Below are 25,134 nucleotides of genomic sequence, written 5' to 3'. Positions count from 1 at the left end.
CGGCCCCCTTTTGCTTGCGCAGAAAAACGCCATTTCCGGCACTGCCGCCCGCAGAATCCGGTATGCTGTGACGCGCAAGGTCGGTTTTGAGTGTTTTTGCGTCGGCCTGATTTTGCGCGGATTTCAATGCGCGGGCATAACCGTCGCCAAGAATCTCATTAAGCTGGAGAGCGGGAGAATGAAAACCCAAGTCAAAGCACTTGTTGTTGGCGGCGGCGCCGTCGGCACCTCGATTGCCTATCACCTGGCCAAAGCCGGCTGGGAAGACGTCATGCTGATCGAGCGTGACGAGCTGACCTCCGGCTCGACCTGGCACGCGGCGGGCCTGCTGCCGCTGTTCAACATGTCCTATGCGACCACCCACATCCACAAGTACTCGGTCGATTTCTACAAGACCCTGGAAGAGGAAACCGGCCTGAACGCAGGTTTCGCCGTGGTCGGCAACCTGCGTATGGCGCAGACCCAGGAGCGCATGGACGAGTACATGCTCTATGCCTCCACCGCAGAGACCTGCGACGTGGACTATGAGTGGCTGACCCCGGATCAGATCAAGGAACGCTGGCCGCTGATCGAGACCGGCGACCTGAAGGGCGCGATCTACCACACCGAGGACGGCTACATTAACCCGGCAGACGTGACCCAGGCGATGGCCAAGGGTGCCCGTCAGCGCGGCGTCGATATCGTCCGCAAGATGCAGGCCGATGCCTTCCATTGGAACGGCACCCACTGGGAAGTCACCTGCACCAAGATGGTCGAAAAGGGCGGCAACCTGGTTCCTTCCGACGAGCAGGTGGTAATCACCGCCGAGCACGTCGTGACCGCATCCGGCAACCACGCGCAGCGCACCGCGAAAATGCTGGGCATCAAGATGCCGGCCATCCCGGTCGAGCACACCTTCATCGTCATGGACAAGGACCCCGAGCTGGTCAAATGGCGTGAAGCCGGCAACCCCGAGCACCCCGTTGTGCGCGACGCCGACAATGAATCCTATGCCCGCGAAGAGCGCGGCGGCTGGATCCTGGGCATCTACGAGCGCGGCGCGCCCGCCCAGTTCGAGCACGGCGTGCCGGACAGCTTCCGCGCTGACCTGTTCCCGCTGGATCTGGACCGGATCGCCGAACAGTACATGGCGATGGCAGAGCGCGTTCCGTCCTGTGCCGAGAGCGGTCTGAAAGACGACTTCAACGGCCCGATCTGCTACACCCCCGACGGCAACCCGCTGGTCGGCCCGGCCCCGGGCCTGCGCAACATGTGGCTGGCGGAAGGCTTCTCCTTCGGCATCACCGCCGCAGGCGGCACCGGCTACTACTTGGCCCAGATGATGGTGGACGGCGAGGCCGAGATCGACATGGCGTCGCTCGACCCGAAACGCTACTCCTCCAACTGGATGACCACCGAGTTCGCGGCCCGCAAGAACGAAGAGTGCTATGAGCACGTCTACATCCTGCACCACCCGGACGAAGAGCGCGAAGCCTGCCGTCCGCTGCGTACCGCACCGGCATACGACCGCCAAAAGGCCCGCGGCGCACAGTTCGGCTGGGTCAACGGCTGGGAACGCCCGAACTACTTCGGCCCCGTCGATGCACCGCAGAACTACGACCACGATGCCCGCTCCTTCCGCCGCGGCGGCTGGTGGCAGCATGCCGTGGACGAGGCAAAAGCCGTGCGTGAAGGCGTTGGCCTCATTGACGCGACCGCCTTCACCAAACATGTCGTCAAAGGCCCCGGTGCGACCCAGTTCCTGGATTGGTTCACCTGCAACAAGCTGCCGAAGGTTGGCCGCATCAACCTGACCTACGCGCTGACTGCATTCGGCACCACCCGCACCGAATACACCATCGTCCGCAACGGCGAGAACAACTACTACCTCGTCTCTGCCGGTGCCTGGTCCGAATATGACGCCGATTTCCTGCGCAAGGCGGCCGAGGACAAGATGGAGGAGTTCGGCTACATCGAGATCCAGGACGTGACCACCCAGTGGGGCGTCTTCGCCATCGCAGGTCCGAAGTCGCGCGATGTGCTGAAAGAGGTGATCGTCGACGCCGATCCGGAAACCGCACTGTCCAACAAGCGCTTCCCCTGGCTGTCGGCCAAGCAGATCGAACTGGGCATGTGCCCGGTCAATGCGATCCGCGTGGCCTACACCGGTGAACTGGGCTGGGAACTGCATCACCCGATCGAGATGCAGAACTACCTCTTTGACCTCTTGGAAAAAGCGGGCGAGAAGCACGGCATGAAGCTGGTGGGTGCGCGCGCCCAGAACTGGCTGCGCCAGGAGAAATCCTACCGCGCCTTCGGCAACGAACTGGGCCGCGACGCGACCCCGCTGGAAGCCGACTTGCCGCGCTTTGTCGATCTGGAGAAGGACTTCCACGGCAAGGACAAACTGGTCGAGACCGGCGTCCGCGTGAAGTGCTGCACCCTGCTGATCGACGGCCCCGCCGATGCCGATCCCTGGGGCCGCGAGGCGCTCTATGCCGAAGACGGCACCCGTGTGGGCCGCCTGACCTCCGGCGGCTACTCGGTGGCCTTCGAGAAATCCATCGGCATGGGCTACGTGAAGCCCGACTACGCGGTGGAAGGCACCAAGCTGCAGGTCAAGATCCAGGACAAGCTGTGGGATGCGGTTGTCACCTGCGACAGCCCCTACGATCCGAAGAACGAGACCATCCGTCAGAACGGCTAAGCCCAGACGGAAGAAATGAAGAAGCCCCGGTCATTGGCCGGGGCTTTTTGTTGGGTGAGGGCGTGACGGTTACATGTCCAGGCCATTCTCCCGGCCGAAATCCGTGTAGCTGGTGTCGCTGCGGCATTCGTCCAGCATCGCTTCATCTACGGCCTTGGGGTCCATGTGGTACTCATTGATGCCGGTTCCCTCCACAAAGCGGTTTGCCAGGCTGAAGACCCCGCAGACCTGAATGGCATCAAACAGCGCGCTTTCGCTCCAGCCCGCCGCGTAAACCTCATTGGCATCCCCTTCGGTCATGCGGGACGGTGTCAGGGTGAGCTTGCGGACATAGGCAAGCACAGGCTTGAGCTTCGCCTCAACCGGTGCCGTCTCCAGATCCTGCATCAGGGCGTCAATGGTTTCAGGTGCCACCCCATAGGCCCTGGCAAAGATCGTATGCGCACCATGGCAGAACGCACAGGCGTTGAGACCGGAGACAAATGCCCCGATCAATTCCCGCTCCGCAACGGAGAGATCGCTTTGCCCCCGCATCACCCGGTTTGTGTATTCCGCCAGCGGCGCAAGCTTCTCCGGGAAGGCGCGGTAGACGCTGCCAAGTGTGGCGTCTTCGGGCAGGGACGGGAACAAGCGCTTCATTTTCATACCTCCGTTGTGGCTTGGCAGGAACCGCCTGCGGGGCGGGCTGTGCAGCTTATCAATCTTTGGTTTCTTCGCCGCTTTCCTTGTAAATCGCCGCATAGCGGGGGGCGAAGTATTTGACGAAAGCGCGAACCTCAGACCGCCTGTAGGCGTCCGGTGAGATGAGCATCAGATGCGGAACGGAAAGTTCCTTGATCTCGTCGAAACACCGGATCAGGGAGGTGTCCGGCTCAACCAGTTTGACATTGGTAATACCCAGCCCTTGACCAGACCGGATGGCCGCATGCATCAGGTCCAGCTCGCTGTAGCTGGCCACGATCTGGTCAGGGCCGACACGCTCCATCAGCCATTCGTGAAACACGTTCGGAACATCGCCGCGCTGGAAAGTGACAAACCTGTGGCCTTTCAGGTCGCCGGGAGTGCCGGGCAGCCCGAACCGAGCCGCATAGTCCGTTCCGCCGAACAGAGACCATTTGGCGTCGCTGATCTTCCGCGCGATCAGGCTGGGGGAGGGTTCGGTGCGGGCCAGCCGCAGCGCAATGTCCGCCTCACCCGCGACCAGGTCCAGGGTTTTGACGGAGGGCAGAAACTCAAAGGCCACACCCGGGTTTTCGGCGGAGAACCCGTTCACGATATCAATCATTCGCGGGGAAAAGTTCGCCGAATAGGCGGTGATGCGGATCGGTTTTACCTCCGCCAGCTCTGCCGCCTGGCTGGCAAAGGCCCGGGCCGCGGTTTCAACGGCCTCGGCGCCAATGACCAGATCCTGCCCATTTGCCGTTAGCCGGAAGCCGCGGGTGTCCCGCTCAAACAGCACCAGGCCGGTGGCATGTTCCAGCGCATCGATCCGCCGCGCCACAGTGGGCTGCGCCATTCCGAGCTTGCGGGAGGCTGCCAGGGTCGACCCTTCCCTGGCAACCGCCAGAAAGACACGGAGGTCCGACCAGTTCCAGTTTTGGCTCTGCATTTTTGAAGAACAGCACAATTTCACGGCTGATACCAGACACCCCGGCAGGCGGGTAACCTGTTGTCAGAACCCGTTGAATGGAGGACTGACCATGTTTTCGCCCGGCATCCCGCAGATTGGAAACTGGAGTTTTCTGCAGTTTCTGTTCAAGCCATCCGCCCCTGCAGGCAGGCCTGCGCAGCAAGCAGCACCCGCAGAAGATGCTTTGAATGAACGGGAATTCATCCTTGATATGATGCAAAGCCACCCGGAGGCCTTTCACAGCGATTTGGACGTTCAATACGTCATGCAACACTATCCGTCCCGATTCTGAACGCAGCCGCCAGGACCGGCGATTTTCTTCCTGTTCCAGGTGCCCTGTCTGTTGACGCTGCCCGCCCGCCGGGTCACGGTCCCGGATCTGAACAACCAAGGCGGAGCACGCAGGCAAATGAGCGACGACTGGAATGACTACGCCGACGGCTGGGACGGCAACAGCGATGTCCGGCTTTATGCGGACCGGGCCTTTGCCGCGCTGGATGGTTCGGCCGGCATCACCGGCGGCGGCTGGCAGGACAAGCGGGTGCTGGACTTCGGCTGCGGCACCGGGCTTCTCAGTGAAAAGCTGGCGCCGCATGTGCGGGAAGTGGTGGCTGCTGACACTTCGGAGCGGATGATTGCGGTGCTGCAGGAGAAGGCGCTGCCCAAGGTCAGGGCGCTGTGCACGGATATTCTGGACGGCGGCGCACGGGAAGCAGCGTGCATGCTTGGCGGTTTCGACATGATCTGCGCGTCCTCCGTCTGCAGCTTCCTGCCGGACTACCGCGGCGCCGTGGAGGTGCTGGCTGGGCTTCTGAATAACGGCGGCGTCTTTGTGCAGTGGGACTGGCTGGCCGCGGACGCGGGCGGCTCCGGGCTGACGGAACCGCAGGTGCGGGAGGCGCTGCGCGCCGCGGGTCTTGAGGCTGTGCGTGTTGAACGGGTGTTTGAGATGGAGAGCGGCGGTCAGGCGATGCCGGTGCTGATGGGTTCAGGCACCCGCGCCGCGGAGTAAGCCGCACCCCGCGGTAGCGGGGCAAAGCGGCGCGGAGCACTCCCGCCCGTCCCGCTTCGGATCTGAAATCCGAAGGGCCCGGTTGGGCCAGGCAGGCCGCGCCGCAGGCGCGGCCTGCCTGGCCCCCGTGGCGGCGCGCAGCGCGCGGCGCAACCCTCAGGAGGCCAGCTTTTCCGCCTCTGCAATGGCGGCCTGGAAACCGGCCTCCGGGTCGGCCGTCAGGAGCGTTGGCTGGAAGCGGAGTTCCGCGATGTCCTCCACTCCGGCCTGGTTCAGCCAGAACTTCAGATAGGCGGACTGGTGATCCACCCCAAAGGCTGGCGACGGCATGTCCGGCCCGTAGGCGCCGCTGGTCAGCGCCAGCACGGCCCTCTTGCCCTCCAGCAGGCCGAAGTATCCTGTTTCAGGATCAAGCCCCCACAGCAGGCCGGGCTGATGGATCAGGTCGATGTACTGCTTGAGCTTGTAGGGAATACTGCCGTTCCACATCGGCGCGGCGATCAGGTAGATGTCGGCGGCAGCGAACCGGCTGGCCATAGTGGTGATTTCGTCCCAGGCCGTCCGCTGGCTGCCATCGTGGTTCTGGCCGGTGATAACGTTCATCTTTGCGGCAACCTTGTCACCGTCAAAATCCGGCAGCGGCTCGCTGGACAAGTCCAGCACGTCAATTTCGATCCGGCTGTCCGTTTCCTGCAGCCGGGCAAGATAGGCGCTGGCGAGTGCGCTGGACTTCGACTGGCTGCCGCGGGGCGAAGCCTTGATAAACAGCAGTTTGGTCATATTCAGGGTCTCCTGTCTGAAATACTGCGGGGTTTCACAGGAGCAACATGAGGGCGCTTGACCTTGGCGAAAACAGTTTGAAATGCAAAGGATTTGTGCGCAGAGTGCAAAGATGATTCAGGGGGCAAGCGCCAGTCTGTTTGTTCAGGTGGTCGAGGAGGGCAGCTTCTCGGCAGCGGCCCGGGTGCTGGGCGTGGCGCCGTCATCGGTGGCGCGCCAGATCAAGCAGCTGGAGGACGGGCTCGGCACCCGGCTGTTTCAGCGCACCACCCGCAAACAGAGCCTGTCTGAGGCTGGCGAGCTTTACTACCGGCACGCAAAACGCGCGGTGGAAGAGCTGGAGACCGCCCGGGCTGCCATATCCCGGCTGTCCGGCGCGCCAGCGGGGGTGCTGACGGTCACGGCAGAGCCTGATCTGGCCACGGCCCTGATCGCGCCGCTGATGCCCGGCTTTCTGGCCGCCCATCCGGATATCCAGGTGAAGCTTCAGTTTTCCTCAGCGCTTGAGGATCTGGTGGAAGGCCGGATCGACGTGGCCGTCCGCATGGGGCAGCTGAAGGATTCCAGCCTGATTGCCCGCAAGATCTTCGATAGCCGCTCTCAGCTTTATGCCAGCCCCGGGTATCTGGAGGCCTTCGGCACTCCGGACCATCCGGAGGAACTCGCCGGCCACCAATGCCTCTCCTTCCGCTCTGAGGCGCAGAAGGTGGTGTGGCGGTTCCAGACGCCGCAAGGCGAATGCGCCGTACCGGTTGCCGGGAGGGTTCAGGCGAACGGGCTGGCGTTTCTGAAAAGCCTGGCCGTTTCCGGCTGCGGCATTGTGATGATCCCGGAATGGGCGGCTGCCCGGGAGCTGGAGAGCGGCACGCTGGTTCCGGTGCTGGCTGGTTTCGGCGCCATTCCGGCATCGACACCGGTTTATGCGGTCTATTCGTCGCGGCGCCATCTTGAGCCCAAGACGCGGGCGTTTGCGGACCACCTGGCCAGTGCGTTGCCAGGCGGGCGGGCCGGGCAGCGCCGCGGCAGGCGCTAAGCAAAGTTTGGCGCTGTAAGGCTGGCGCGTTTACCTGTCCGCTGCGTGCGCAAGGGGGTGGCAGTGGCCCGCCTGCGGATCGCAGATGGCGACAATAAATCAGAGCCCGGGTGGATTGGGGCGAATTTTACCACAATCAAAAGAATCCGCCAGAGGGAAAAATCCGCCAGTTTCCCTGCGAAAACATGCATTTACCCATTCACAATCCGGAATGCCTCTGGCTAAGCTTGGAGCATGGAAACCGGAGGTATCAGACAGCCGCAATGCCGGGCTTCTGCGGGGCCGATGCCCGGACGGAGGTTTTACGGACTGCACATAGCGCGGGTGCGGGCGCAGGGCCTAGTCCCGGCGGGTACCCTGCAGCGGATAGCTGTCCAGGGCCACGCCAATCCACCGCATCGCCGCAGCGAGGGCCGCTTCGGCAGTATCGCGCGCGGCCGGGTCTGCGCCGGCAGCGAAATAGATATCTTTGAGACGGTCGAGATCGCTGGCGGCCTTGTCGAAATCTGCGGGAACAAACTGGCGCATTCTGGATCTGCCATGGATGGGGAAAGGAATTGACGAAAGCGAACGGGTGAGCGCGGAGACAGCTTCCTTTGTGCGGCAATACAAGGAAAGAAGCCATCTCCGGCCACTCATCAACAGAAAACCTGATAACGGGGGGCTGATAGGTTTGGGGACGATCAAGGACAATCTCCAAAGCCGCGAAATGCAGCTTTTTGACATGTTCGGTGAACCGCCGCAGTTCACGGTGCATGAAATGACGCTGGTTTTGCGCAGCGGAGTGTTTCTGAAATACGCCGCGGCAATAGTGGTGCTGCTGGCGGCGTTTGACACAGACGGATACCGGGAGGCCGGCATGCCGCTGCACGTGAACCTGCTTTTGTGGGTGATCTGCGTTGCAGGGTTTGTAAGTGCTTATGCAGGGATCCTGATAGCCTGGATCGCACTGGCACCGGGAGGGCGGGTTGTGCGGATGCTGCGTGCGGTGCCGAATATTGTGTCCATGGCACTGGTCACGGTGATGGTGGTGGCGCTGGCCGCGCCCTATACTGGAACGGGTGTCAGCTGGCGGGTGGTTCTGCAGCTCTTTCCCTACAATGTTGTGCTCAGCTATACGTTCGAGACGCTTTTGTTCCTGTTCATCCTGCCGCAGGCCAATACGGCGCTGGGCCTGGACCTGTACGGGCGCAAGCCGCGGGGCATCGGTAGACCTGCCGTGACAGCAATGCCCGAACCTGCCTCAACGCAGCCGGAGCCGGCCGCGCAAAACGCTGGCGATGCAACTGCCGGTCTGAACGGGACCGCAGTTGTCCTGGGCGGGCAGAAGTTCGCGCTGGACCAGCTGCATTACGTGAAATCAGAGGAGCATTACCTGCGGATATCGGCAGGAGACAGCGAGCTGACACTGCGCGGGCGGCTTGCCGACCTGCTGGCGCAGATGCCGCAGGATGCGGGCCTGCAGCCGCACCGGTCCTGGTGGGTGGCCCGGGATGCGGTCGCGGGGCTGAGGCGCGGCGGGCAGAGCGATGTGCTGCTGCTGGCGGATGGCGGTGAGGTGCCGGTGGCCCGCGGCCGGCGCGCCCATGTGCGGGAGATTTTGCAGGCCTGGCAGATCGGAACGGAATGACGGGCCGCTGACAGAAACACCCCGCCTGGACCTGGCCGGGCGGGGTGCTGTTCCTGATTGGCAAAGGGTCTAGCCCGCAGGCTGCTCCTCTGCTGTTTCGGCCAGCTCCATATGGCCCCAGCCGCGCGACAGAACCTTGCGCAGGATCGGCTCGAAAAACTCCAGCGGTTTGGTGGGATACTCCGGGTCAAAGGCGCATTGGTCGTATGTTTCGCAGAAGTACCGGCAGTCCTCCCAATAGGGGCTGTCGCGGTATTTGTCGCGGGCGTTGCGGTCGCCGCCGAAGTGGTGGTTGTAGTAGAAGCCCTGGAAAACGCAGTGATGCTTGAGGATCCAGTAGGTCTTTTCGCTGACATAGGGCTTCATCATCGCCGCCGACAGCTCACCGTGATTGTAGGGGGACAGGATGTCGCCGGTGTCATGCACCAGCGCGGCCACGATGATCTCGTCATCGGCGCCGTCTTCCCAGGCGCGGGTCGCGGCCTGCAGGCTGTGCTGGTAGCGGTTCACCGGGTAGGGGGTCCAGTCCTCGTCCAGCGAGCGGATCGCGTCGAGGATGCGGTCGGGCAGGGCGGCGTTATAGGCCTCCTCGTAGGCTTCAACGGCTTTCCAGTCCTCGGCGGTGGCTTCTGTGAAACTGGTCCAGGTTGGCTTGTGGCTTTTGTCCAGCATTGGCGCGGGTCCTTTGGTTGATCTGCAGGCAGGCTAGCGAGTTTGGCCTGAGCAGGAAAACGAATTGATTTGCTCAAGACGAAAGGAAATAGTGATCGCCATGCAGATCAGCGCGTTCAAAACCTTTTTGGCGATCGAGGCCGCGGGCAGCTTTCACGGCGCGGCGCGGGCGCTGAGTGTGACGCAAACTGCCGTCAGTGCCCGGATCAAGGCGCTGGAGGAAGCACTGGGCACGCCGCTGTTCGACCGCGGACCCGGCGGCACGCGGCTGAGCGCGGCGGGGCGGCAGTTTCTGCCCTATGCCGAGCAGATGATGCGGACGTGGGAGTTTGTCGCGGGTGATCTTAAGGCGAGCCTGGCGGGCCGGGTGCCGCTGCGGCTGGGGGCGCAGCTGTCGGTCTGGGACCCGCTTCTGGTGGATGTGGCGGTGTGGCTGGAGGAGGTGCAGGGCACGGTGCCCTTCACGCTGAACTATGACCACGCGATGAACATGGGCGAGGCGGTGGCGCGCCGTCTGCTGGACGTGGCGATTGTGAACGAGGTGCCGGCGGGTGCGCGGCTATCGGTTGAGGAGCTGCCGCCCGAGCGGCTGGTGCTGGTGGCGGACCAGCCCCTGCGGCTGGGGCGGGATGCGCTGCCCCTGTTCATCAACCTGGAATTCGGCGCTGAGTACGATGCGCAATTGCATGATGTTCTGCCCGCCCGCAGCCGTCAGCACATCGTGCTGGGGAATGCGCTGATGGGGCTGCGCTATCTGCAAAAACGCGGCGGCATAGGATATTTCCCGGCCTATATGGCAGCAGAGGCGCTGGCGGCGGGTGCGCTGCATGCAGTCGAGGGTGCGCCGGAGATCAGCCTCGGCTGCCGGGCGCTCTATCTGCCCGACAATCCGGCGCTGGAGCACATCCGGCAGGTGGTCCGGGGGCTGCAGGAGGTGAGGGGCGGCGGCTAAGGGAGAATATTCCGGCGCGGAAATCAGATTGCGCGTTTTTCCGAAACCAGCGCCAGGTTGTTGGCGGGCATGTCCACGGTTTGAACCAGCTCCAGTCCGGCGGCCTGCAGCCAGCGGATGACCTCAGCATCATCCTTGTAGCCGGTTTCCGGATCATGGGCGGTGATGGCGGCGTGGAAGGCGCGGTCGCCTTCGCTGATGAGGTTTCCGCCGCGCATGAAGGGGCCGTAGATCACAAACCGCCCGCTGGGGGCGAGGGCAGCAGCGGCCTCTTGGATCAGGGTGCGGGCCTCGCTTTCACTGATGAGATGCAAGAGGTTCACCAGAACGATCAGATCCTGGCCTGCATGATCCGCGCACCAGCCGGGGGCGGTGGCGTCCAGCTCGATGGGCGGTGCGATCTTGGGCAGGCCTGCCTCCTCGGCATAGGCCTGGATACTGGCGCGGCGGGTGGCGTCCACCTCGGTCGGCTGCCAGGTCAAGCCGGGCAGGCGGGCGGCGTATTCAATCACATGCTGGCCAGTGCCGCTGGCGATTTCCAGGGCGCGGCCCTGTGGCGGGGCCACTTTTGCAAGCAGATCGCAGATCGCGCCGGCATTGCGGGCGGCGGAGGGGGCAAACAGCTTGCCCCCCTGCGGTTCCGCGACAGAGGCCGTGCCGGGAACGGAGCGCACTGGCATCAGCGCAGCCGCGCGGGCGACAGCGCGGCGACGGTGGCGGCATCCAGCACCGGCGCGCGGCCTGCCACCAGATCGGCAATCAGCTGCGAGGCGGCGGGGGCAGTCATGATGCCGTAGCCGCCCTGACCGGCACACCAGATGAACTCCGGCTGATCCGGATCCGGCCCCAGCACCAGGGTGCCGTCAGCGACAAAGCTGCGCAGGCCGGCAAAATTGCTTTCGACCCGCGTCACCGGCTCAGTCACCATCTCCTCATAGCGGGCCAGCCCTTCGGCCAGCACCATGTCGTCGGCATAGGCGTCATGCGGCTCCACCGGATCGGCGTCGGCGGGGGAGACCAGCAGCTTGCCGGCATCAGGTTTGGCGTACCAGGTCTCACCTGCGCCCAGCAGCATCGGCCAGCCGCTGACATCATGGCCGCCGGGGGCGGGCAGCCGTGCCATCGAGCGGCGCTTGGGCTGCAGGCCGATGGCGGCGACCCCGGCAAGCGCGGCAACCTTATCGGCCCAGGCTCCCGCGGCGTTGACCAGGTTGCGCGCCTCATAAACGGTGCCGCCCGCGGTGACCTGCCAGCCGCCTGCAATGCGGGTGATGGCGGTGACGGGTGCCTTGGTCACAGTCTGCCCGCCCGCAGCGCGCAGGGTTTTGGCGAAGTCCTGCAGCATCCTGTCGGTGTCGATGTCCTCGGCGGCACCGCTGATGGCGGTGAAGCCTACGGTTTCCGGGTTCAGGATCGGCACCATGGCGCGGGCCTCGTCCGGCTCCAGCGTGGCCATGCCCAGTTCATCCACGTCGCGGGCAAAGAGATCGCCTTCGTCCTTGGCACCGACCAGCATCAGCCCGCGTGGCGACAGGTAGCCGTTCTCGCGCAGGTGCGCGGCGCTGGCGCGGTTCAGGTCGATGGTGGGGCCGTGGCCGTAGTTTTCCTCAAACAGCGCAGCGGAGCGGCCGGAGGAATGGTAGCCAAGCGCGTCCTCCATTTCGAGCAGGGTGACGCTGCCGAGGCCGGCCAGCCGGGCGGCGGCGCTGGTGCCACCCATGCCGCCGCCGATGACGATGAAATCCTGCATGGGTCTAGTCCTTGTCGTCTTGTTGTTCTTCCAGCCGGTCGGTGGCGGGCGCGGGGCGCGGGCTGAGCGCCTCAATCGCGCGGTAGAGGTCTGCGTCCATCGCGTAGTCCAGCGCTGCCAGCGAGGGCTGAAGCTGTTCCGCGTTGCGGGCAGAGATGATCGGAACCGGCGCGGAAGGATGGGCCGCGGCCCAGGCCACGGCGAGGGTGGCGGGATGGGTGCCGCGCTGGGCTGCAAGCTCTGTCAGCGCGGTGGCCGTTTCGTGCATGGCGGCCGGGCTGTAGCGGATGCCATAACCCTTGTCCTCGGTGATGCGGCCGGTGCCGCCGGTGGCATATTTGCCAGTCAGCAGTCCGCCGCCGAGGGGCGAGTAGGGCACCGCGGTGATGCCCTGGTCGGCGCACATCGGCAAGATCTCCACCTCTGCCTGGCGTTTCACCAGCGAATACATTGGCTGCAGCATGTCGACGGAAACGCCGGAGGCCAGCCCGGCCATTTGCGCCTTCATCACCTGCCAGGCGGCAAAGTTCGACAGCGCCGCATAGCGGATCAGGCCCTCTGCCTTCAGTGCCGCGAAACAGTCCATGGTTTCGCGCAGGTCGGTGTGTGGGTCGAAGCGGTGCAGGTAGAAGACATCGACCATGTCCAGATCCAGCCGGCGGCGGCTTTCGTCCAATTGGGCGCGCAGGTTGGCAGCGCCGGCGCCGCCCTCGTAACCGGCCTTGGTGGCGATCAGAAGCTGGTCGCGCTCCTGCTTGATGAGGCGGCCAAGGATCTGTTCGGACTTGCCTTCGGTATAGACCCAGGCGGTGTCGAAATGAGTGATGCCGGCGGCGCGGCAGGCGGCGTACATCTCTGCCGACTGCGCCTCGGTGGCGCGGCCGCCGAATTGCATGCAGCCAAAGGCAAAGCGGCTGGCGGGGGTGCCGTCGGGGCTGGTGAGGGGCGTGCGGGGGCTCTGTGTCATGGCGGGAGAGTGGCACGCAAGGAAGGGCAGGCAAAGGGCAATTCCGGCGCCGGCCAGACAAAATGCTTGGTCAAAGGGCCGGGCAGTGCAACTATCGGATGCAGTTCAAGAAAATAAATTGAAACGGGGGACGGACGATGACGACGCCCAATGCACATCCGATGGCTGCGGGGCATATTCCTTCTTATGTCACTGCGGCGGACGGAAGCGATTTCCTTTTTACCTTCATGGCGGTGTTCACGATTGTGCTGATCCTGCTGATCGGGGTGGCCTATTTCACCCTGCACGCGCTGCCGGAGAAGATGGCGCACAAGAGCAATCACCCGCAATTCCAGCTGGTGGGCATTCTGGCGCTGCTGGCGCTGTTCACCCACAACAATATCTTCTGGGTGGCCGCGATCCTGATGGCGGGGTTCCAGATCCCGGATCTGGCCGCGCCTCTACGGTCCATTGCCGATGCGGTCCGCGGTCTGGGGCGGGAGCCTGAGCCGCCTGCGGCGCAGGGCGGTGGCGATCCCGATCCGCAGCCGGAGAAACCGGACGCGCCTGTGCCGGTGCAAGGCGAACCCGTGGCAGAGGGGCACTGAACCATGATCGAGACACTTCTGTGCGCGCTGGTCACCATCCTGCCGGACTTCCTGTTCCGCCGCTTTGTGCAGGGCAAGCGGGTCGGCCAGGAGCTGACGCTGTTTTCTGTCTGGTACGAGTTGCGCTGGGGTCTGACGGCCTGCGTGATGCTGACCCTGACGGTGCTGACCACGCTGTTCTATTTCCATCCGGCGACCAATACGGTGGCCTCCTACTTCCGCACCGTCACCATCCTGCCGCAGGTCGGCGGGCGGGTGGCAGAGGTCTATGTCGTCAACAATCAGGAAGTGAAGGCGGGCGATCCGATCCTGCGGCTGGAGGGGCTGTCGCAAAAGGCTGCCCTTGAATCCGCCCACGCGGCGATTGCCCAGGTTGAAGCCTCGCGCAAGCTGGCAGATACAGACTTGGCCCAGGCAGATGCGGGCATTGCCCAGGCGCAGGCGGCGCTGACGCAGGCACGCGATGATCTGGAACGGAACCAGACGCTGCGGGACCAGGGCTCCAGCGCGGTGCGGCCGGCTGAGATCGAACGGCTGGAGAACCTTGTGGACCAGAGGGCGGCCTCGGTTGAGGCTGCGCGGGCGCAGAAGGCAGCAGTGGAGCAGCAGATCGAGGTGCTGATCCCGGCCCAGATGGCCAGCGCCGAGGCGCAGCTGCAATTGGCGCAGGCGGAGCTGGACAAAACGCTGATCAGTGCCGGTGTCGATGGCCGGGTGGAGCAGTTCGCGCTGCAGGTCGGCGACTACGTCAGTCCGGTGCTGCGCCCGGCAGGCATTCTGGTGCCTTTGGCCTCTGGCAGGAACCGCTTCCAGGCGGGGTTCAACCAGATGTCGGCGCAGGTGATCAAGCCCGGCATGATTGGTGAGATCGGCTGCATGACCAAGCCCTTCACGGTGATCCCTATGGTGGTGGTCGAAGTGCAGGACGTGATCGCAACCGGCCAGCTGCGCCCGACGGATGAGTTGCGCGACTTGGGGAACATGCGCAAGCCCGGCACCATCACCGTCTTTATGGAGCCGCTTTACGAAGGCACTGCAGAGGCGCTGCCGCCGGGCAGCAATTGCCTGGCCAATGTCTATACCAGCAACCACGAGCGGCTGGAGCATGACGACAGCATCGGCACGGCTGAATGGGCCTTCCTGCATGTGGTGGACACCATCGGCGTGGTCCATGCGGCGGGCCTGCGGCTGCGGCTCTTGCTGATGCCGGTGCAGACGCTGGTGTTGTCCGGGCACTGAGGCGGGGCTTGCCGAAAGAATAGGAAAGGCGGGCCTGCGGGTCCGCCTTTTGCCATTGCGGCTTGCTCAGTCCGCGAAACACAGCTTGTTGCCGTCCAGATCCCGCACATAGGCTGAGAACCGCGGTCCGCGCTGACCCGGCGCGCCTTCGCAGGTGCCGCCGAGTTCGAGCGCCTTTTTGTGCAGCCGGGCGGCCTCATCTGCGGAGCCGAGGCTGAAGCCTGCCATGGTTCCATTGCCATTGGCGGCCGGTGCGCCGTCAAAGGGGAGGGCGGCGGCAAAGGCAAAATCGTCCTTCAGCCAATAGGTCATCCGTTCGCTGGGCCGGACCTGGGTGAACCCCTGGTTTTCAAAAAGCGCGTCATAGAATTTGACCGCGGCGTCCATGTTGTTGGTGCCGACAACGAAGTAATTCAGTTTCAAAAGCAATCTCCAAAGTGCTTGAGCGCGCCGCGGGCAGGATCCCGCGGGCTTGTGGAGCGGGGAGTACATCAGGGCAGTGACAGGGTGTGTCAGCAGGCTTTGCTGAGCTCAGACGTTCTTGGGGCAACAAAAAAGGCCCGCCAAATGGCGGGCCTTTGTGTGTCATAGGAGGTTCCGCTTATTGCGGAATGTCGCCTTCGATGCCTTCGACATAGAAGTTCATGCCGGCCAGGGTGCCGTCATCGGCTGTTTCGCCCTCTGCCAGCCAGGCAGAGCCGTCCTGCTTGTTAATCGGGCCGGTGAAGGCGTGGTAGGTGCCGTTGGCCTGTGCGTCCTTGATTGCCAGTGCAGCGGCTTTGACGTCCGCAGGCACCACATCAGAAATTTCGCCGATTCCAACCATGCCGGCGCCAATGCCGTCCCAGGTATCAACCGATTCCCAGGTGCCGTCGATCACGGCCTTGGTGCGGGCGATGTAGTAGGGCGCCCAGTCGTCGATGATGGAGGAGACGCGCGGTTTCGGCGCGTATTCCGACATGTCGGAGGCTTGGCCGAAGGTGATCACGTTGCCGGCGGCCTGTGCGGCGGCCTGCGGCGCGGTGGAGTCGGTGTGCTGCAGGATCACGTCGGCGCCCTGTTCGATCAGCACCTTGGCGGCATCAGCCTCTTTCGCCGGATCGAACCAGGTGAAGGCCCAGACGATCTTGAACTGGACGTCCGGGTTCACCTTCTTGGCGTGGAGATAGGCAGAGTTGATGCCGCGGATCACTTCCGGGATCGGGTAGGAGCCGATGTAGCCGATGATGTTCGACTCAGTCATATGGCCCGCAATGGTGCCCTGCACCGCGCGGCCCTCATAGAAACGGGCGGAATAGGTCGAAACGTTGTCGGCGCGCTTGTAGCCGGTGGCGTGCTCGAATTTCACGTTCGGGAACTTCTTGGCGACGTTGATGGTTGGATCCATGTAGCCAAAGGAGGTGGTGAAGATCAGGTCGGCGCCTTCCAGCGCCATCTGGGTCATCACGCGCTCGGCGTCCGGGCCTTCGGCGACGTTTTCCACGTAGACGGTTTCGACCTGATCGCCGAACTCGGCTTCAACCGCCTTGCGGCCCTGGTCGTGCTCGTAGGTCCAGCCGCCGTCGCCGACGGGGCCGACATAGACAAAGCCCACTTTGGTGGTGTCGGCCATCGCCGCGCCTGCGGCCAGGCCAAGCGCCACGGCGGCGCTGGTCAGAAGGTTGGTCAGTTTCATCAGGTTCTCCCCAGTTTACATCTATTGGCCCCGGCAGAGGGGGCAGTGAAAAGCCCCCCGTCTAGCGGGAGGCGTGGAAGTTGCGGCCAAGCGAGGCAGGTGCGCTGCTTTTGTCCGCCGAAAGGATAACAAGCACAATGATTGTAATCAGATAGGGCGACATTGCCAGATACTCGACCGGAATGGCAACGCCTGCGGCCTGCAGATTGAGCTGCACCACAGTGACGCCGCCAAAGAGATAGGCACCCAGCAGTGCGCGCCAGGGTTTCCAGCTGGCAAAGACCACCAGTGCCAGCGCAATCCAGCCGATGCCGGCGGTCATGCCTTCGGTCCATTGCGGCACGCGGATCAGGCTGATGTAGGCGCCGCCGAGGCCCGCGCAGGCACCGCCGAACATGATCGCCAGCAGGCGGATTTTCAGCACCTTGTAGCCGAGAGCATGGGCGGCGTCGTGGTTCTCGCCCACCGCGCGCAGCACCAGGCCTAGGCGGGAGTATTTCAGCATCCACCAGACCGCGGCGGTCAGCGCGATGCCGAAGTAGAGGATGATGTCATGGCCGAACAGGATCGGGCCGACGACGGGCAGATCACTGAGCACAGGGATATGGATATCCCCCATCTGCGGCGGCTTGATGCCGACATAGGATTGCCCCATCAGCGCCGAGAGGCCGAGGCCAAAGAGCGTCAGTGACAGGCCGGAGGCCACCTGGTTGGCCTGGGCAAACTGGGTGAGGATGGCAAACAGGATCGACAGCGCCGCGCCAGCGATGGCGGCGGCGATGAAGCCGAAGAAGGGCGAGCCGCTTTCCACCGCGGTGGCAAAGCCTGCGATGGCGCCGACGATCATCATCCCCTCGACCCCGAGGTTCAGCACGCCGGCCTTTTCGACCACCAGTTCGCCGATGGCCGCCAGCAAAAGCGGGGTTGCCGCCACCATCAGCGAGGCGATGAGCAGGACCGGATTGATTGCAGAAAGATCCATGTTACGCCACCTCCGGCTTGCCGATTGCGATGCGGAAATTGGTGAGCAGGTCGAAGGCCAGGAGGAAGAACAGAAGCATCCCCTGGAAGACCTGAATGGCTGCGGCGGGCAGCTGCAGGTTCGATTGCGCGATGTCGCCGCCAATGTAGGTCAGCGCCATCAGCCCGCCTGCCAGCAGGATGCCGACGGGGTGCAGGCGGCCCAGGAAGGCGACGATGATCGCGGTGAAGCCATAGCCCACGTTGAAGTCGATGGAGATCTGGCCGGAGGGGCCGGAGACCTCAAACAGGCCGGCAAGACCTGCCAGCGCGCCGGAGGTGCCGAGGCAGAACAGCACCAGGCGGGTAGGGTTCACACCGGCGAATTTGGCGGCGCGGGGCGCCTCGCCGGTCAGGCGGATGTGGTAGCCGGTCATGTGGCGGTTCAGCAGAACATAGGCAAAGATCACCGCGATCAGCGCCGCCACCACGCCCCAGTGCATACCGGTGCCTGCGATCAGCTCGGCGTTATGGGCGGCGTCCCAGGACTGCAGGTTGCGGGAACCGGGGAAGCCGAAGCCTTCGGGGTTCTTCAAAAGGCCCAGGGAGACCGAGGCGAGGAACTGCTCGGCCACATAGACCAGCATCAGTGACACCAGGATTTCGTTGGTGCCGAAGCGGGTTTTCAGCACCGCCGGGATCATTGCCCAGATCCAGCCGCCAAAGGCGCCTGCGAGGACCATGAACGGGAAGATTAGGAAGGACTCGGAAGGGTAGAAGGCAAGGCCCGCCCCGGCGCCAAAGATGGCGCCCATGATGTACTGGCCCTCGGCGCCGATGTTCCAGATGCCGGCGCGGAAGCCCAGCGACAGGCCGATGGCGATCAGCACCAGCGGCGCGCCTTTGACCAGCAGTTGCGGGCGGTAGTAGAAGGAAAACTCGCCAAACAGCGGTTCCCAGAAAATGGTGCGGATCGCCTCCACCGGCGGTTTGCCAAGCGCCGCGAACAGCAGCCCGCCAACGATCATGGTGGCAATCACCGCCACCAGCGGTGTCGCCATTGACCAGGCGCGCGACGGTTGCGGCCGTTTCTCAAGCCGGATCATGCAGCGGCTCCCTGTTTCTTCTTATGATTTCTGTTGCGGAGGTCAGACATGCGCCACCTCCATGCCGTGGGCGCCGCCCATCATCAGGCCGATCTCGTCCACCGTCAGGCCTGCGGCTTCGCGCGGGGCGCTGAGGCGGCCTTCATTGAGGGCGGCAAAGCTGTCGGAGATTTCCATCAGCTCATCCAGATCCTGGCTGATGCAGATCACCGCGGCGCCTTTGGCGGCCAGATCGAGCAGCGACTGGCGGATGGCGGCGGCTGCGGCGGCATCGACGCCCCAGGTCGGCTGGTTCACAACCAGCACATCCGGGTCCTGCAGCACCTCGCGGCCGATCACGAATTTCTGCAGGTTGCCACCTGAGAGCGACCGCGCAGCATTGCCGGGACCCGGTGTGCGGACGTCAAACGCCTTGATGATGCGCTCGGCAAAATCCTTGGTGGCGCCCCAGTCGAGGAAGCCGTTTTTCTCCAGCCCCTCGCGCACCGAGCCGGTGAGCATGGCGTTCTCCGTGAGGCTCATGTCCGGGGCGGCGGCGTGGCCGAGGCGTTCCTCCGGCGCGGCCAGCACGCCGAGCTTGCGGCGGGCGGTGGGGCCAAGCTTGCCGATCGGCTCCCCGTGCAGTTTTACCGCATCCGCCTCGGTCAGGGTTTCGCCCGACAGCACGCCCAGCAGCTCGTCCTGGCCATTGCCGGCCACGCCGCCAATGCCGAGGATCTCGCCCTTGCGCACGGTCAGATGCACGTTCTTGAGCGCGGTGCCAAAGGCGGAAGGGGCAGGGACCGACAGGCCGGAAATGTCCATCGCCACAGCGCCGAACTCGCGGCTGCCGCGTTCGGGGGTCTGCAGGGTGCTGCCGACCATCATCTCGGCCATGTCGCGGGCGGAGGTCTCGGAGGGGATGCATTCGCCCACATTCTTGCCCAGCCGCAGGATGGTGGCGTGGTCGCAGAGGGTGCGGATTTCCTCCAGCTTGTGGGAGATATAGAGGATCGAGGTGCCTTCGGACTGCAGCTTCTGCAGGGTCTTGAACAGGATCTCCACCTCCTGCGGGGTCAGCACCGAGGTCGGTTCGTCCATGATCAGCAGTTTCGGGTCCTGCAGCAGGCAGCGGATGATCTCGACCCGCTGGCGCTCGCCTGCCGACAGGTCGCCGACGGTGCGGAACGGATCCAGCGGCAGGCCATAAGTTTCCGACACCTCGCGGATGCGCGCCGCAAGGTCGCGCATCTCCGGCGGGTTTTCCATGCCGAGCGCGATGTTTTCGGCAACATTGAGCGCGTCGAACAGCGAGAAATGCTGGAACACCATGGCGATGCCGTCGGCGCGCGCCTGGCGCGGCTCGGCGGGTTCATAGGGCTGGCCGCGCAGCAGCATCTTGCCGTTGTCGGGTTTGACCAGCCCGTAGATCATCTTGACCAGCGTCGACTTGCCGGCGCCGTTTTCGCCCAGGAGGGCATGCACTTCGCCCTCGCCGATGTCAAAGGAGACGGTGTCATTTGCCACCACTCCGGGGTAGGCCTTGGTCAGGCCCTGCAGGCTCAACAGTGGTACAGTCACGCGCGTGCGCCCTCTCTCAGTTCATCTTTTGCACTGTGGCGCAGCAGCTGGGCCGCAACGCCGACCGCAATCATTTGCGGATGTTTTCCAAGCTCCGGATCGCCGATCGGGCAGGTGATCCGTGAAATCTGTTCCGGGCTGTGGCCCAGGGCCGCCAGGCGGGAGCGGAACCGCGCCCATTTGGTTCTGGAGCCGATCAGCCCGGCAAAAGCGAAGCCGTGGCCCAGCAAGGCGTGGCATAGCGCCAGATCCAGCGCGTGGGAATAGGTCAGCACCAAATGCGCAGCGTTTTCAGGTGCATGCGGCACAAGGAGCGCAACGTCAGCAGCCGGAACCGTGGTGACACCGGTTGGGACGTCAGCCGGGAACCGTTCTGGCGCCGTGTCGGCCCAGGTGATTGCCATGTCCGGCAGCGGCGCCAGAACGTTCACCAGCGCACGGCCGACGTGGCCGGCGCCCCAGATCCAGACCGCGCGGCTGGGATGGTGAACCGGTTCGATCATCCAGCCATCGACCAGCTGCGGTTCGGGCGGGATGCCTTGGCTGCGGGCGGCGGCAAGGATGCGTTTCACCGCCATCGGCATCGGCGCGGGGGCGGCGGGGCGGGCAATGATTTCGCTGTCCAGGCTGTCCAGATCGGAAGCCTCGTAGACTTCACTCAGCAGGGTGACAGCGCCGCCGCAGCACTGGCCCAGGTCCGGACCCAGCGCGTGGGTGCTGAAACGTTTTGGGGCGATCAGATCCCGCGCGGCTTCGGCAGCCTCGAACTCCAAGGTGCCGCCGCCGATGGTGCCGCTCTGGCCTGATTCCCAGACCAGCATGGCGGTGCCCGGCTCGCGCGGGGAGGAGCCGCGGATGGCGGCAATGACCACGCGGGTCACGCGGCCATGTTCGGCAACTGCCGCGCGGAGGGCTTGCAGGTCAAATCCCATCGCGCACCCTCCGGATTGCGCGCCAGACTTCCTCTGCCGTCGCGGGCGCGTTCAGCGCCGGGTAGGCCGGCCCGAAGGCCGCGACCGCATCGCTGAGCGCCAGCCAGGCGGAGATGCCCAGCATGAAGGGCGGCTCGCCCACCGCCTTGGAGCGGTAGATGGTGTCCTCGCGGTTCTGCCCGTCCCAGAGTTTCACGTTGAACACATCGGGCCGGTCTGAGCAGGCGGGGATTTTGTATGTGGAGGGCGCGTGGGTGCGCAGGCGGCCGGCGTCGTCCCAGACCAGCTCCTCGGTGGTCAGCCAGCCGGCGCCCTGCACATAGCCGCCTTCGATCTGGCCCACGTCCAGCGCCGGGTTCAGCGAGGCGCCGGCGTCATGCAGGATATCGCAGCGCAGGATGCGGTTCTCGCCGGTCAGGGCATCCACCGCCACTTCTGTCACTGCGGCGCCATAGGCGAAGTAGTAGAACGGGCGGCCCTGGCCCTTGATCCGGTCCCATTCGACCTTGGGTGTCTTGTAGAAGCCGGTGGCCGACAGGCTGATGCGGCCCTGGTAGCAGGCCATGGCGGCCTGATCGAAGGTCATTACGTCCTGGCCGACCCGCACCTGGCCGTTTTTGAACACCACATCGCCGGGCCTCGCCTGATGCTGCAGCGCCAGATGCTCGGCCATGCGGGCGCGGATGGTGTCGCAGGCGGCCTTCACCGCCATGCCGTTGAGGTCGGAGCCGGAAGAGGCGGCGGTGGCAGAGGTATTGGGCACCTTGCCGGTGTCGGTGGCGGTGATCTTGACCTTCTCCAGTGGGATGCCGAAGCGGCTGGCGGCGACCTGCGCCACCTTCTGGAACAGGCCCTGGCCCATCTCGGTGCCGCCGTGGTTCAGATGCACGGAGCCGTCCTGATAGACATGCACAAGGGCGCCGGCCTGGTTGAGGTGGGTGAGGGTGAAGGAAATGCCGAATTTCACGGGGGAGAAGGCGATGCCGCGCTTCAGGTGGGTCTGGGTCTTGTTCCATTCGGCAATCGCCGCCTTGCGGGCAGCGTAGTCCGAGGAACGCAGCAGATCCGCCGTCATCCCGTGCAGCTCGAAATCCGTGACTTCCATGCCGTAGGGCGTGGTGTTGTCCGGCTTCGCCTCCGCCGGTGCCGCATAATAGTTCCGCTGCCGCAGCTCCGCCGGGTCGATCCCGAGGTCATGGGCAATGTGGTCCATCACCCGCTCGATCCCCACCATGCCCTGCGGGCCGCCGAAGCCGCGGTAGGCGGTGGCGCTTTGCCGGTTGGTGCGCAGGCGATGGCTTTCGATGCGGATGCTGGGGATCAGATAGGCGTTGTCGGCGTGCAGCATCGCCCGGTCAGCGACCGGCAGCGACAGGTCCTGGGCCCAGCCGCAATCGGCCAGATGCAGGAACTCGATGCCCTGCAGCTGCCCATCGTCACCGAACCCGGCACGGTAGGAGATGCGGAAGGCGTGGCGCTTGCCGGTGATGACCATGTCGTCGTCGCGGTCATAGCGCATCTTGCAGGGCTTGCCGGTCAGCCGCGCCGCAACCGCACAGGCGACAGCCAGAGCGTTGCCCTGGCTTTCCTTGCCGCCGAAGCCGCCGCCCATGCGGCGGGTCTCGACGCGCACGGCGTGCATCGGCAGGCCGATAGCGTCGGCGACCTTGTGCTGGATCTCGGTCGGGTGCTGGGTGGAGGAGAAGACATGCATGCCGCCGTCCTCCTGCGGCCAGGCCATGGCCGCCTGGCCTTCGAGGTAGAAATGCTCCTGCCCGCCGAGTTCGAAGCTGCCTTCGACGATCCGCGGGGCCGCGTCGATTGCGGCAGCAGCGTCGCCTTTCTGATAAATGCGCGGGCCTTCCTCGAACCGGCTGTCGGCGGCCAGCGCCGCGTCCAGGGTCAGCAGGGCGGGTTCTTCCTGATAGTCGACCTTACCCTTGCGGGCGGCGATGCGGGCATTGCGGTGGCTGTCGGCGACCACCAGAAACACCGGCTGGCCGACGTAGTTGACGGTGCCCGCCGCCAGCAGCGGCTCGTCATGAATCGAAGGGGAGACGTCGTTGGAAAACGGCAGCCCCTTGGCGGTCATCACCGCAGCGACGCCGGGGCTGTGCTGCACATCGTGCAGGTGCATGCCGGTGATATGGCCGCGGGCGATGGGGGAAAGGCCAAAGGCCAGATGCAGGGTGCCGACGGGCGTGGGAATGTCGTCCACATAGCGGGCGGCGCCGGTCACATGCAGATCTGCGGCGTCATGGGGAAGGGGTTTGGAGACGCTCATGGGCGGACCTCCAGCACCGAAACCGCCTGGCCGTCCTTCTCGGCGAAGTAGCGGGTGAGCATGTTGCGCGCGGTTTCCAGCCGGTAGCCGGCGGAGGCGCGCATGTCGGTCATCGGAGTGAAGTCCTGATCAAACGAGGCGGCGGCGGATTGGATCGAGGCCTGATCCCAGGGCTGGCCGGTCAGCGCGGCCTCCACATGGGGGGCGCGCTTTGGGATGCCTGCCATGCCGCCGAATGCAATGCGGGCGGCGGTGATCCGGCCGTTCTCCACGGTGATATTGAAAGCGCCGAGCACGGCGGAGATGTCCTGGTCGAAGCGTTTGGACAGCTTGTAAACCTTGAGGGTATCAGGCCGGCGGGGGAAGCTGACGGCCTCGACAAACTCGCCGGGCTGGCGGTTCTGCTTGCCATAGTCGAGGAAGAAATCCTCCAGCGGCAGTTCGCGGCGGCTGTTCCCCTTGCGCAGGTGCAGGGTGGCATCCAGCGCGATCAAGGCGGGCGGCGTGTCGCCAATGGGGGAGCCGTTGGCGATATTGCCGCCGACGGTGGCCGCGGCGCGCACCTGCTGGGAGGCGAAGCGGCGCAGCATTTCAGCAAAGGAGGGATGCAGCGGTTCCATCGCGGCGCGCAGGGCGTTCATGTCGGCCATGGCACCGATGCGGACGGTGGTGCCGGTGACCTCGATGCCCTTCAGGTCCGCGCAGCCATCAAGGAAGATCATCTGCGGCAGGTGGCGCAGCTGCTTGGTGACCCAGAGGCCGACGTCAGTGGCGCCGGCGATCAGCGTTGCATCCGGGGTTTGTTCGCAGAGTTCCGCCAGTTCGTCTGCCGACTGCGGCATTAGCGGCTGCGGACCGGGGGCAACCGGGCGGTCGCGGGTGATCCAGTCCGGCACCGGGGCATCCTTGGCGGCCTCAGCCGCGCGAATGATCGGGGCGTAGCCGGTGCAGCGGCACAGGTTACCTGCCAGCTGGTCGTCGAAGTCCGTGGCGCCATTTGCGTGGGCGGTCACCATCGACATGATGAAGCCGGGGGTGCAGAAGCCGCATTGGCTGCCGTGATGGTCCACCATTGCCTGCTGCATTGGGTGCAGGCTGCCGTCCGGGCCTGCGGCACCCTCGACGGTTCGGACGGATTTACCGTTCAGCTGCGGCAGGAACAGGATGCAGGCGTTGAGAGCCTTGGAACCGCGCGCGTCGGTGACCATGACGGTGCAGGCGCCGCAATCGCCCTCGTTGCAGCCTTCTTTGGTGCCGGTAAGCCCCCTTTCGTCGCGCAGCCAGTCCAGCAAAGTTGCCGACGGATCTGCGTCCGGAATGCGGACCTCTTCACCATTCAGACGAAAGGTGAGTGCCATCTTCCCGATACCGCCGCTTTACCCTGTTGACCCTCTGTGCCGCCCCCTCGATGCGGCGCAGAGGGGGAAGCGGGCTGTTTTATTGCTTGCTGACAACAGCCTAGGGAGCGGCCCGTTACCAAAGCAAGGAAAACCGGTGCTGCGCTGCAGTATTTTGCGGAGCAAGAAAATTGCGGGCTATGCGGGTAGAACATTCATATTTATGCGTTTTATCCGCATGTTTGCGGGGGCTTTACGCGCTGGATGCGAAAGAGTTTCAACAAAATGGATAAAATGCAGCGCCCACCACACCGGTTTTGGCGGGTGTTCAGTGCGCAGATC

General features: G+C 64.4%; 24 protein-coding genes. 8 read left to right on the top strand and 16 right to left on the bottom strand.

Annotated features, from left to right (window positions below; all coding sequences use genetic code 11):
• Window positions 1-178 precede the first annotated feature (178 nt).
• A complete protein-coding gene (locus GC1_RS17095; protein ID WP_029205073.1) occupies window positions 179-2,686 on the top strand; it encodes a GcvT family protein in 2,508 nt (835 codons plus the stop codon).
• A 69-nt stretch (window positions 2,687-2,755) separates the two neighbouring features.
• Here GC1_RS17095 and GC1_RS17090 read toward each other — a convergent pair whose 3' ends face one another.
• Both GC1_RS17090 and GC1_RS17085 read right to left on the bottom strand, forming a co-directional pair.
• Window positions 2,756-3,325, bottom strand: a complete 570-nt coding sequence (locus GC1_RS17090) for a carboxymuconolactone decarboxylase family protein (RefSeq protein ID WP_029205074.1) — start codon at window positions 3,323-3,325, stop codon at window positions 2,756-2,758.
• Window positions 3,326-3,383: 58 nt separating this feature from the next.
• Window positions 3,384-4,295, bottom strand: a complete 912-nt coding sequence (locus tag GC1_RS17085; protein ID WP_019298481.1) for a LysR family transcriptional regulator — start codon at window positions 4,293-4,295, stop codon at window positions 3,384-3,386.
• 91 nt (window positions 4,296-4,386) lie between these two features.
• On the opposite strand from GC1_RS17085, the gene GC1_RS17080 reads away from it, so the two are divergent.
• A complete protein-coding gene (locus GC1_RS17080) occupies window positions 4,387-4,608 on the top strand; it encodes a hypothetical protein (protein WP_019298482.1) in 222 nt (73 codons plus the stop codon).
• Window positions 4,609-4,725: 117 nt separating this feature from the next.
• Complete coding sequence (locus GC1_RS17075) at window positions 4,726-5,328, top strand: class I SAM-dependent DNA methyltransferase (RefSeq protein ID WP_019298483.1); 603 nt, start codon at window positions 4,726-4,728, stop codon at window positions 5,326-5,328.
• Window positions 5,329-5,484: 156 nt separating this feature from the next.
• On the opposite strand, the gene GC1_RS17070 is transcribed toward GC1_RS17075, so the two are convergent.
• Window positions 5,485-6,108, bottom strand: a complete 624-nt coding sequence (locus tag GC1_RS17070; protein WP_019294776.1) for an FMN-dependent NADH-azoreductase — start codon at window positions 6,106-6,108, stop codon at window positions 5,485-5,487.
• Window positions 6,109-6,220: 112 nt separating this feature from the next.
• On the opposite strand from GC1_RS17070, the gene GC1_RS17065 reads away from it, so the two are divergent.
• Window positions 6,221-7,141 (top strand): LysR family transcriptional regulator, encoded by a 921-nt coding sequence (locus GC1_RS17065; RefSeq protein ID WP_019294777.1) that lies wholly within the window; start codon window positions 6,221-6,223, stop codon window positions 7,139-7,141.
• Between the two features lie 339 nt (window positions 7,142-7,480).
• Here GC1_RS17065 and GC1_RS17060 read toward each other — a convergent pair whose 3' ends face one another.
• Window positions 7,481-7,669, bottom strand: coding sequence for a hypothetical protein (locus GC1_RS17060; protein WP_019294778.1), 189 nt, complete (start codon window positions 7,667-7,669; stop codon window positions 7,481-7,483).
• 181 nt (window positions 7,670-7,850) lie between these two features.
• Here GC1_RS17060 and GC1_RS17055 point away from each other — a divergent pair, with 181 nt between their 5' ends.
• Complete coding sequence (locus GC1_RS17055; RefSeq protein ID WP_162183420.1) at window positions 7,851-8,771, top strand: LytTR family DNA-binding domain-containing protein; 921 nt, start codon at window positions 7,851-7,853, stop codon at window positions 8,769-8,771.
• A gap of 69 nt (window positions 8,772-8,840) precedes the next feature.
• Here the strand turns inward: GC1_RS17055 and GC1_RS17050 are convergent, their stop codons facing one another.
• Window positions 8,841-9,443 carry an HD domain-containing protein gene (locus GC1_RS17050; protein WP_019294780.1) on the bottom strand — a complete coding sequence of 201 codons (603 nt, stop codon included), beginning with the start codon at window positions 9,441-9,443 and terminating at the stop codon, window positions 8,841-8,843.
• Between the two features lie 100 nt (window positions 9,444-9,543).
• Here GC1_RS17050 and GC1_RS17045 point away from each other — a divergent pair, with 100 nt between their 5' ends.
• On the top strand, window positions 9,544-10,395 hold the full coding sequence (locus GC1_RS17045) for a LysR family transcriptional regulator (protein ID WP_237754625.1): 852 nt from the start codon (window positions 9,544-9,546) through the stop codon (window positions 10,393-10,395).
• Between the two features lie 23 nt (window positions 10,396-10,418).
• On the opposite strand, the gene GC1_RS17040 is transcribed toward GC1_RS17045, so the two are convergent.
• Genes GC1_RS17040 through GC1_RS17030 form a run of 3 tightly spaced genes read right to left on the bottom strand, consistent with a single transcriptional unit; the run spans window position 10,419 to window position 13,112 of the window.
• A complete protein-coding gene (locus GC1_RS17040; RefSeq protein ID WP_019294782.1) occupies window positions 10,419-11,075 on the bottom strand; it encodes a DUF938 domain-containing protein in 657 nt (218 codons plus the stop codon).
• A complete protein-coding gene (locus GC1_RS17035) occupies window positions 11,075-12,145 on the bottom strand; it encodes an NAD(P)/FAD-dependent oxidoreductase (RefSeq protein WP_029204664.1) in 1,071 nt (356 codons plus the stop codon). The genes GC1_RS17040 and GC1_RS17035 overlap by 1 nt, the downstream gene beginning before the upstream one ends.
• A 4-nt stretch (window positions 12,146-12,149) precedes the next feature.
• Window positions 12,150-13,112 carry an aldo/keto reductase gene (locus tag GC1_RS17030; RefSeq protein ID WP_019294784.1) on the bottom strand — a complete coding sequence of 321 codons (963 nt, stop codon included), beginning with the start codon at window positions 13,110-13,112 and terminating at the stop codon, window positions 12,150-12,152.
• Between the two features lie 137 nt (window positions 13,113-13,249).
• On the opposite strand from GC1_RS17030, the gene GC1_RS17025 reads away from it, so the two are divergent.
• The gene (locus GC1_RS17025) at window positions 13,250-13,699 is read left to right on the top strand and encodes a hypothetical protein (protein WP_036761730.1); all 450 of its coding nucleotides are present in this window, start codon (window positions 13,250-13,252) and stop codon (window positions 13,697-13,699) included.
• Between the two features lie 3 nt (window positions 13,700-13,702).
• Entirely contained in the window at window positions 13,703-14,938 is a 1,236-nt protein-coding gene (locus tag GC1_RS17020) for an HlyD family secretion protein (RefSeq protein WP_019294786.1), read from the top strand.
• A gap of 66 nt (window positions 14,939-15,004) precedes the next feature.
• Here GC1_RS17020 and GC1_RS17015 read toward each other — a convergent pair whose 3' ends face one another.
• From GC1_RS17015 to GC1_RS16980, 8 genes are all read right to left on the bottom strand, one after another.
• Window positions 15,005-15,361, bottom strand: a complete 357-nt coding sequence (locus GC1_RS17015; RefSeq protein ID WP_019294787.1) for a VOC family protein — start codon at window positions 15,359-15,361, stop codon at window positions 15,005-15,007.
• A gap of 178 nt (window positions 15,362-15,539) precedes the next feature.
• Complete coding sequence (locus GC1_RS17010) at window positions 15,540-16,613, bottom strand: BMP family ABC transporter substrate-binding protein (RefSeq protein ID WP_019294788.1); 1,074 nt, start codon at window positions 16,611-16,613, stop codon at window positions 15,540-15,542.
• A 61-nt stretch (window positions 16,614-16,674) separates the two neighbouring features.
• Window positions 16,675-17,595 carry an ABC transporter permease gene (locus tag GC1_RS17005; RefSeq protein WP_019294789.1) on the bottom strand — a complete coding sequence of 307 codons (921 nt, stop codon included), beginning with the start codon at window positions 17,593-17,595 and terminating at the stop codon, window positions 16,675-16,677.
• Between the two features lies 1 nt (window position 17,596).
• Entirely contained in the window at window positions 17,597-18,679 is a 1,083-nt protein-coding gene (locus tag GC1_RS17000) for an ABC transporter permease (protein ID WP_019294790.1), read from the bottom strand.
• A gap of 42 nt (window positions 18,680-18,721) precedes the next feature.
• Window positions 18,722-20,239: an ABC transporter ATP-binding protein gene (locus GC1_RS16995; RefSeq protein ID WP_019294791.1), complete on the bottom strand. Its 1,518-nt coding sequence runs from the start codon at window positions 20,237-20,239 to the stop codon at window positions 18,722-18,724.
• A complete protein-coding gene (xdhC, locus tag GC1_RS16990; RefSeq protein WP_019294792.1) occupies window positions 20,236-21,171 on the bottom strand; it encodes a xanthine dehydrogenase accessory protein XdhC in 936 nt (311 codons plus the stop codon). Before xdhC ends, GC1_RS16995 begins: the two co-directional genes overlap by 4 nt.
• On the bottom strand, window positions 21,161-23,455 hold the full coding sequence (gene xdhB, locus GC1_RS16985) for a xanthine dehydrogenase molybdopterin binding subunit (RefSeq protein WP_019294793.1): 2,295 nt from the start codon (window positions 23,453-23,455) through the stop codon (window positions 21,161-21,163). The genes xdhC and xdhB overlap by 11 nt, the downstream gene beginning before the upstream one ends.
• Window positions 23,452-24,813 (bottom strand): xanthine dehydrogenase small subunit, encoded by a 1,362-nt coding sequence (locus tag GC1_RS16980; RefSeq protein WP_019294794.1) that lies wholly within the window; start codon window positions 24,811-24,813, stop codon window positions 23,452-23,454. Before GC1_RS16980 ends, xdhB begins: the two co-directional genes overlap by 4 nt.
• Window positions 24,814-25,134 lie beyond the last annotated feature (321 nt).

Source organism: Leisingera sp. ANG1, assembly GCF_000203975.2.
Lineage (GTDB): Bacteria > Pseudomonadota > Alphaproteobacteria > Rhodobacterales > Rhodobacteraceae > Leisingera.
Note: the sequence above shows the minus strand (reverse complement) of the source record. Positions and strands in the feature narration are given on the sequence as shown.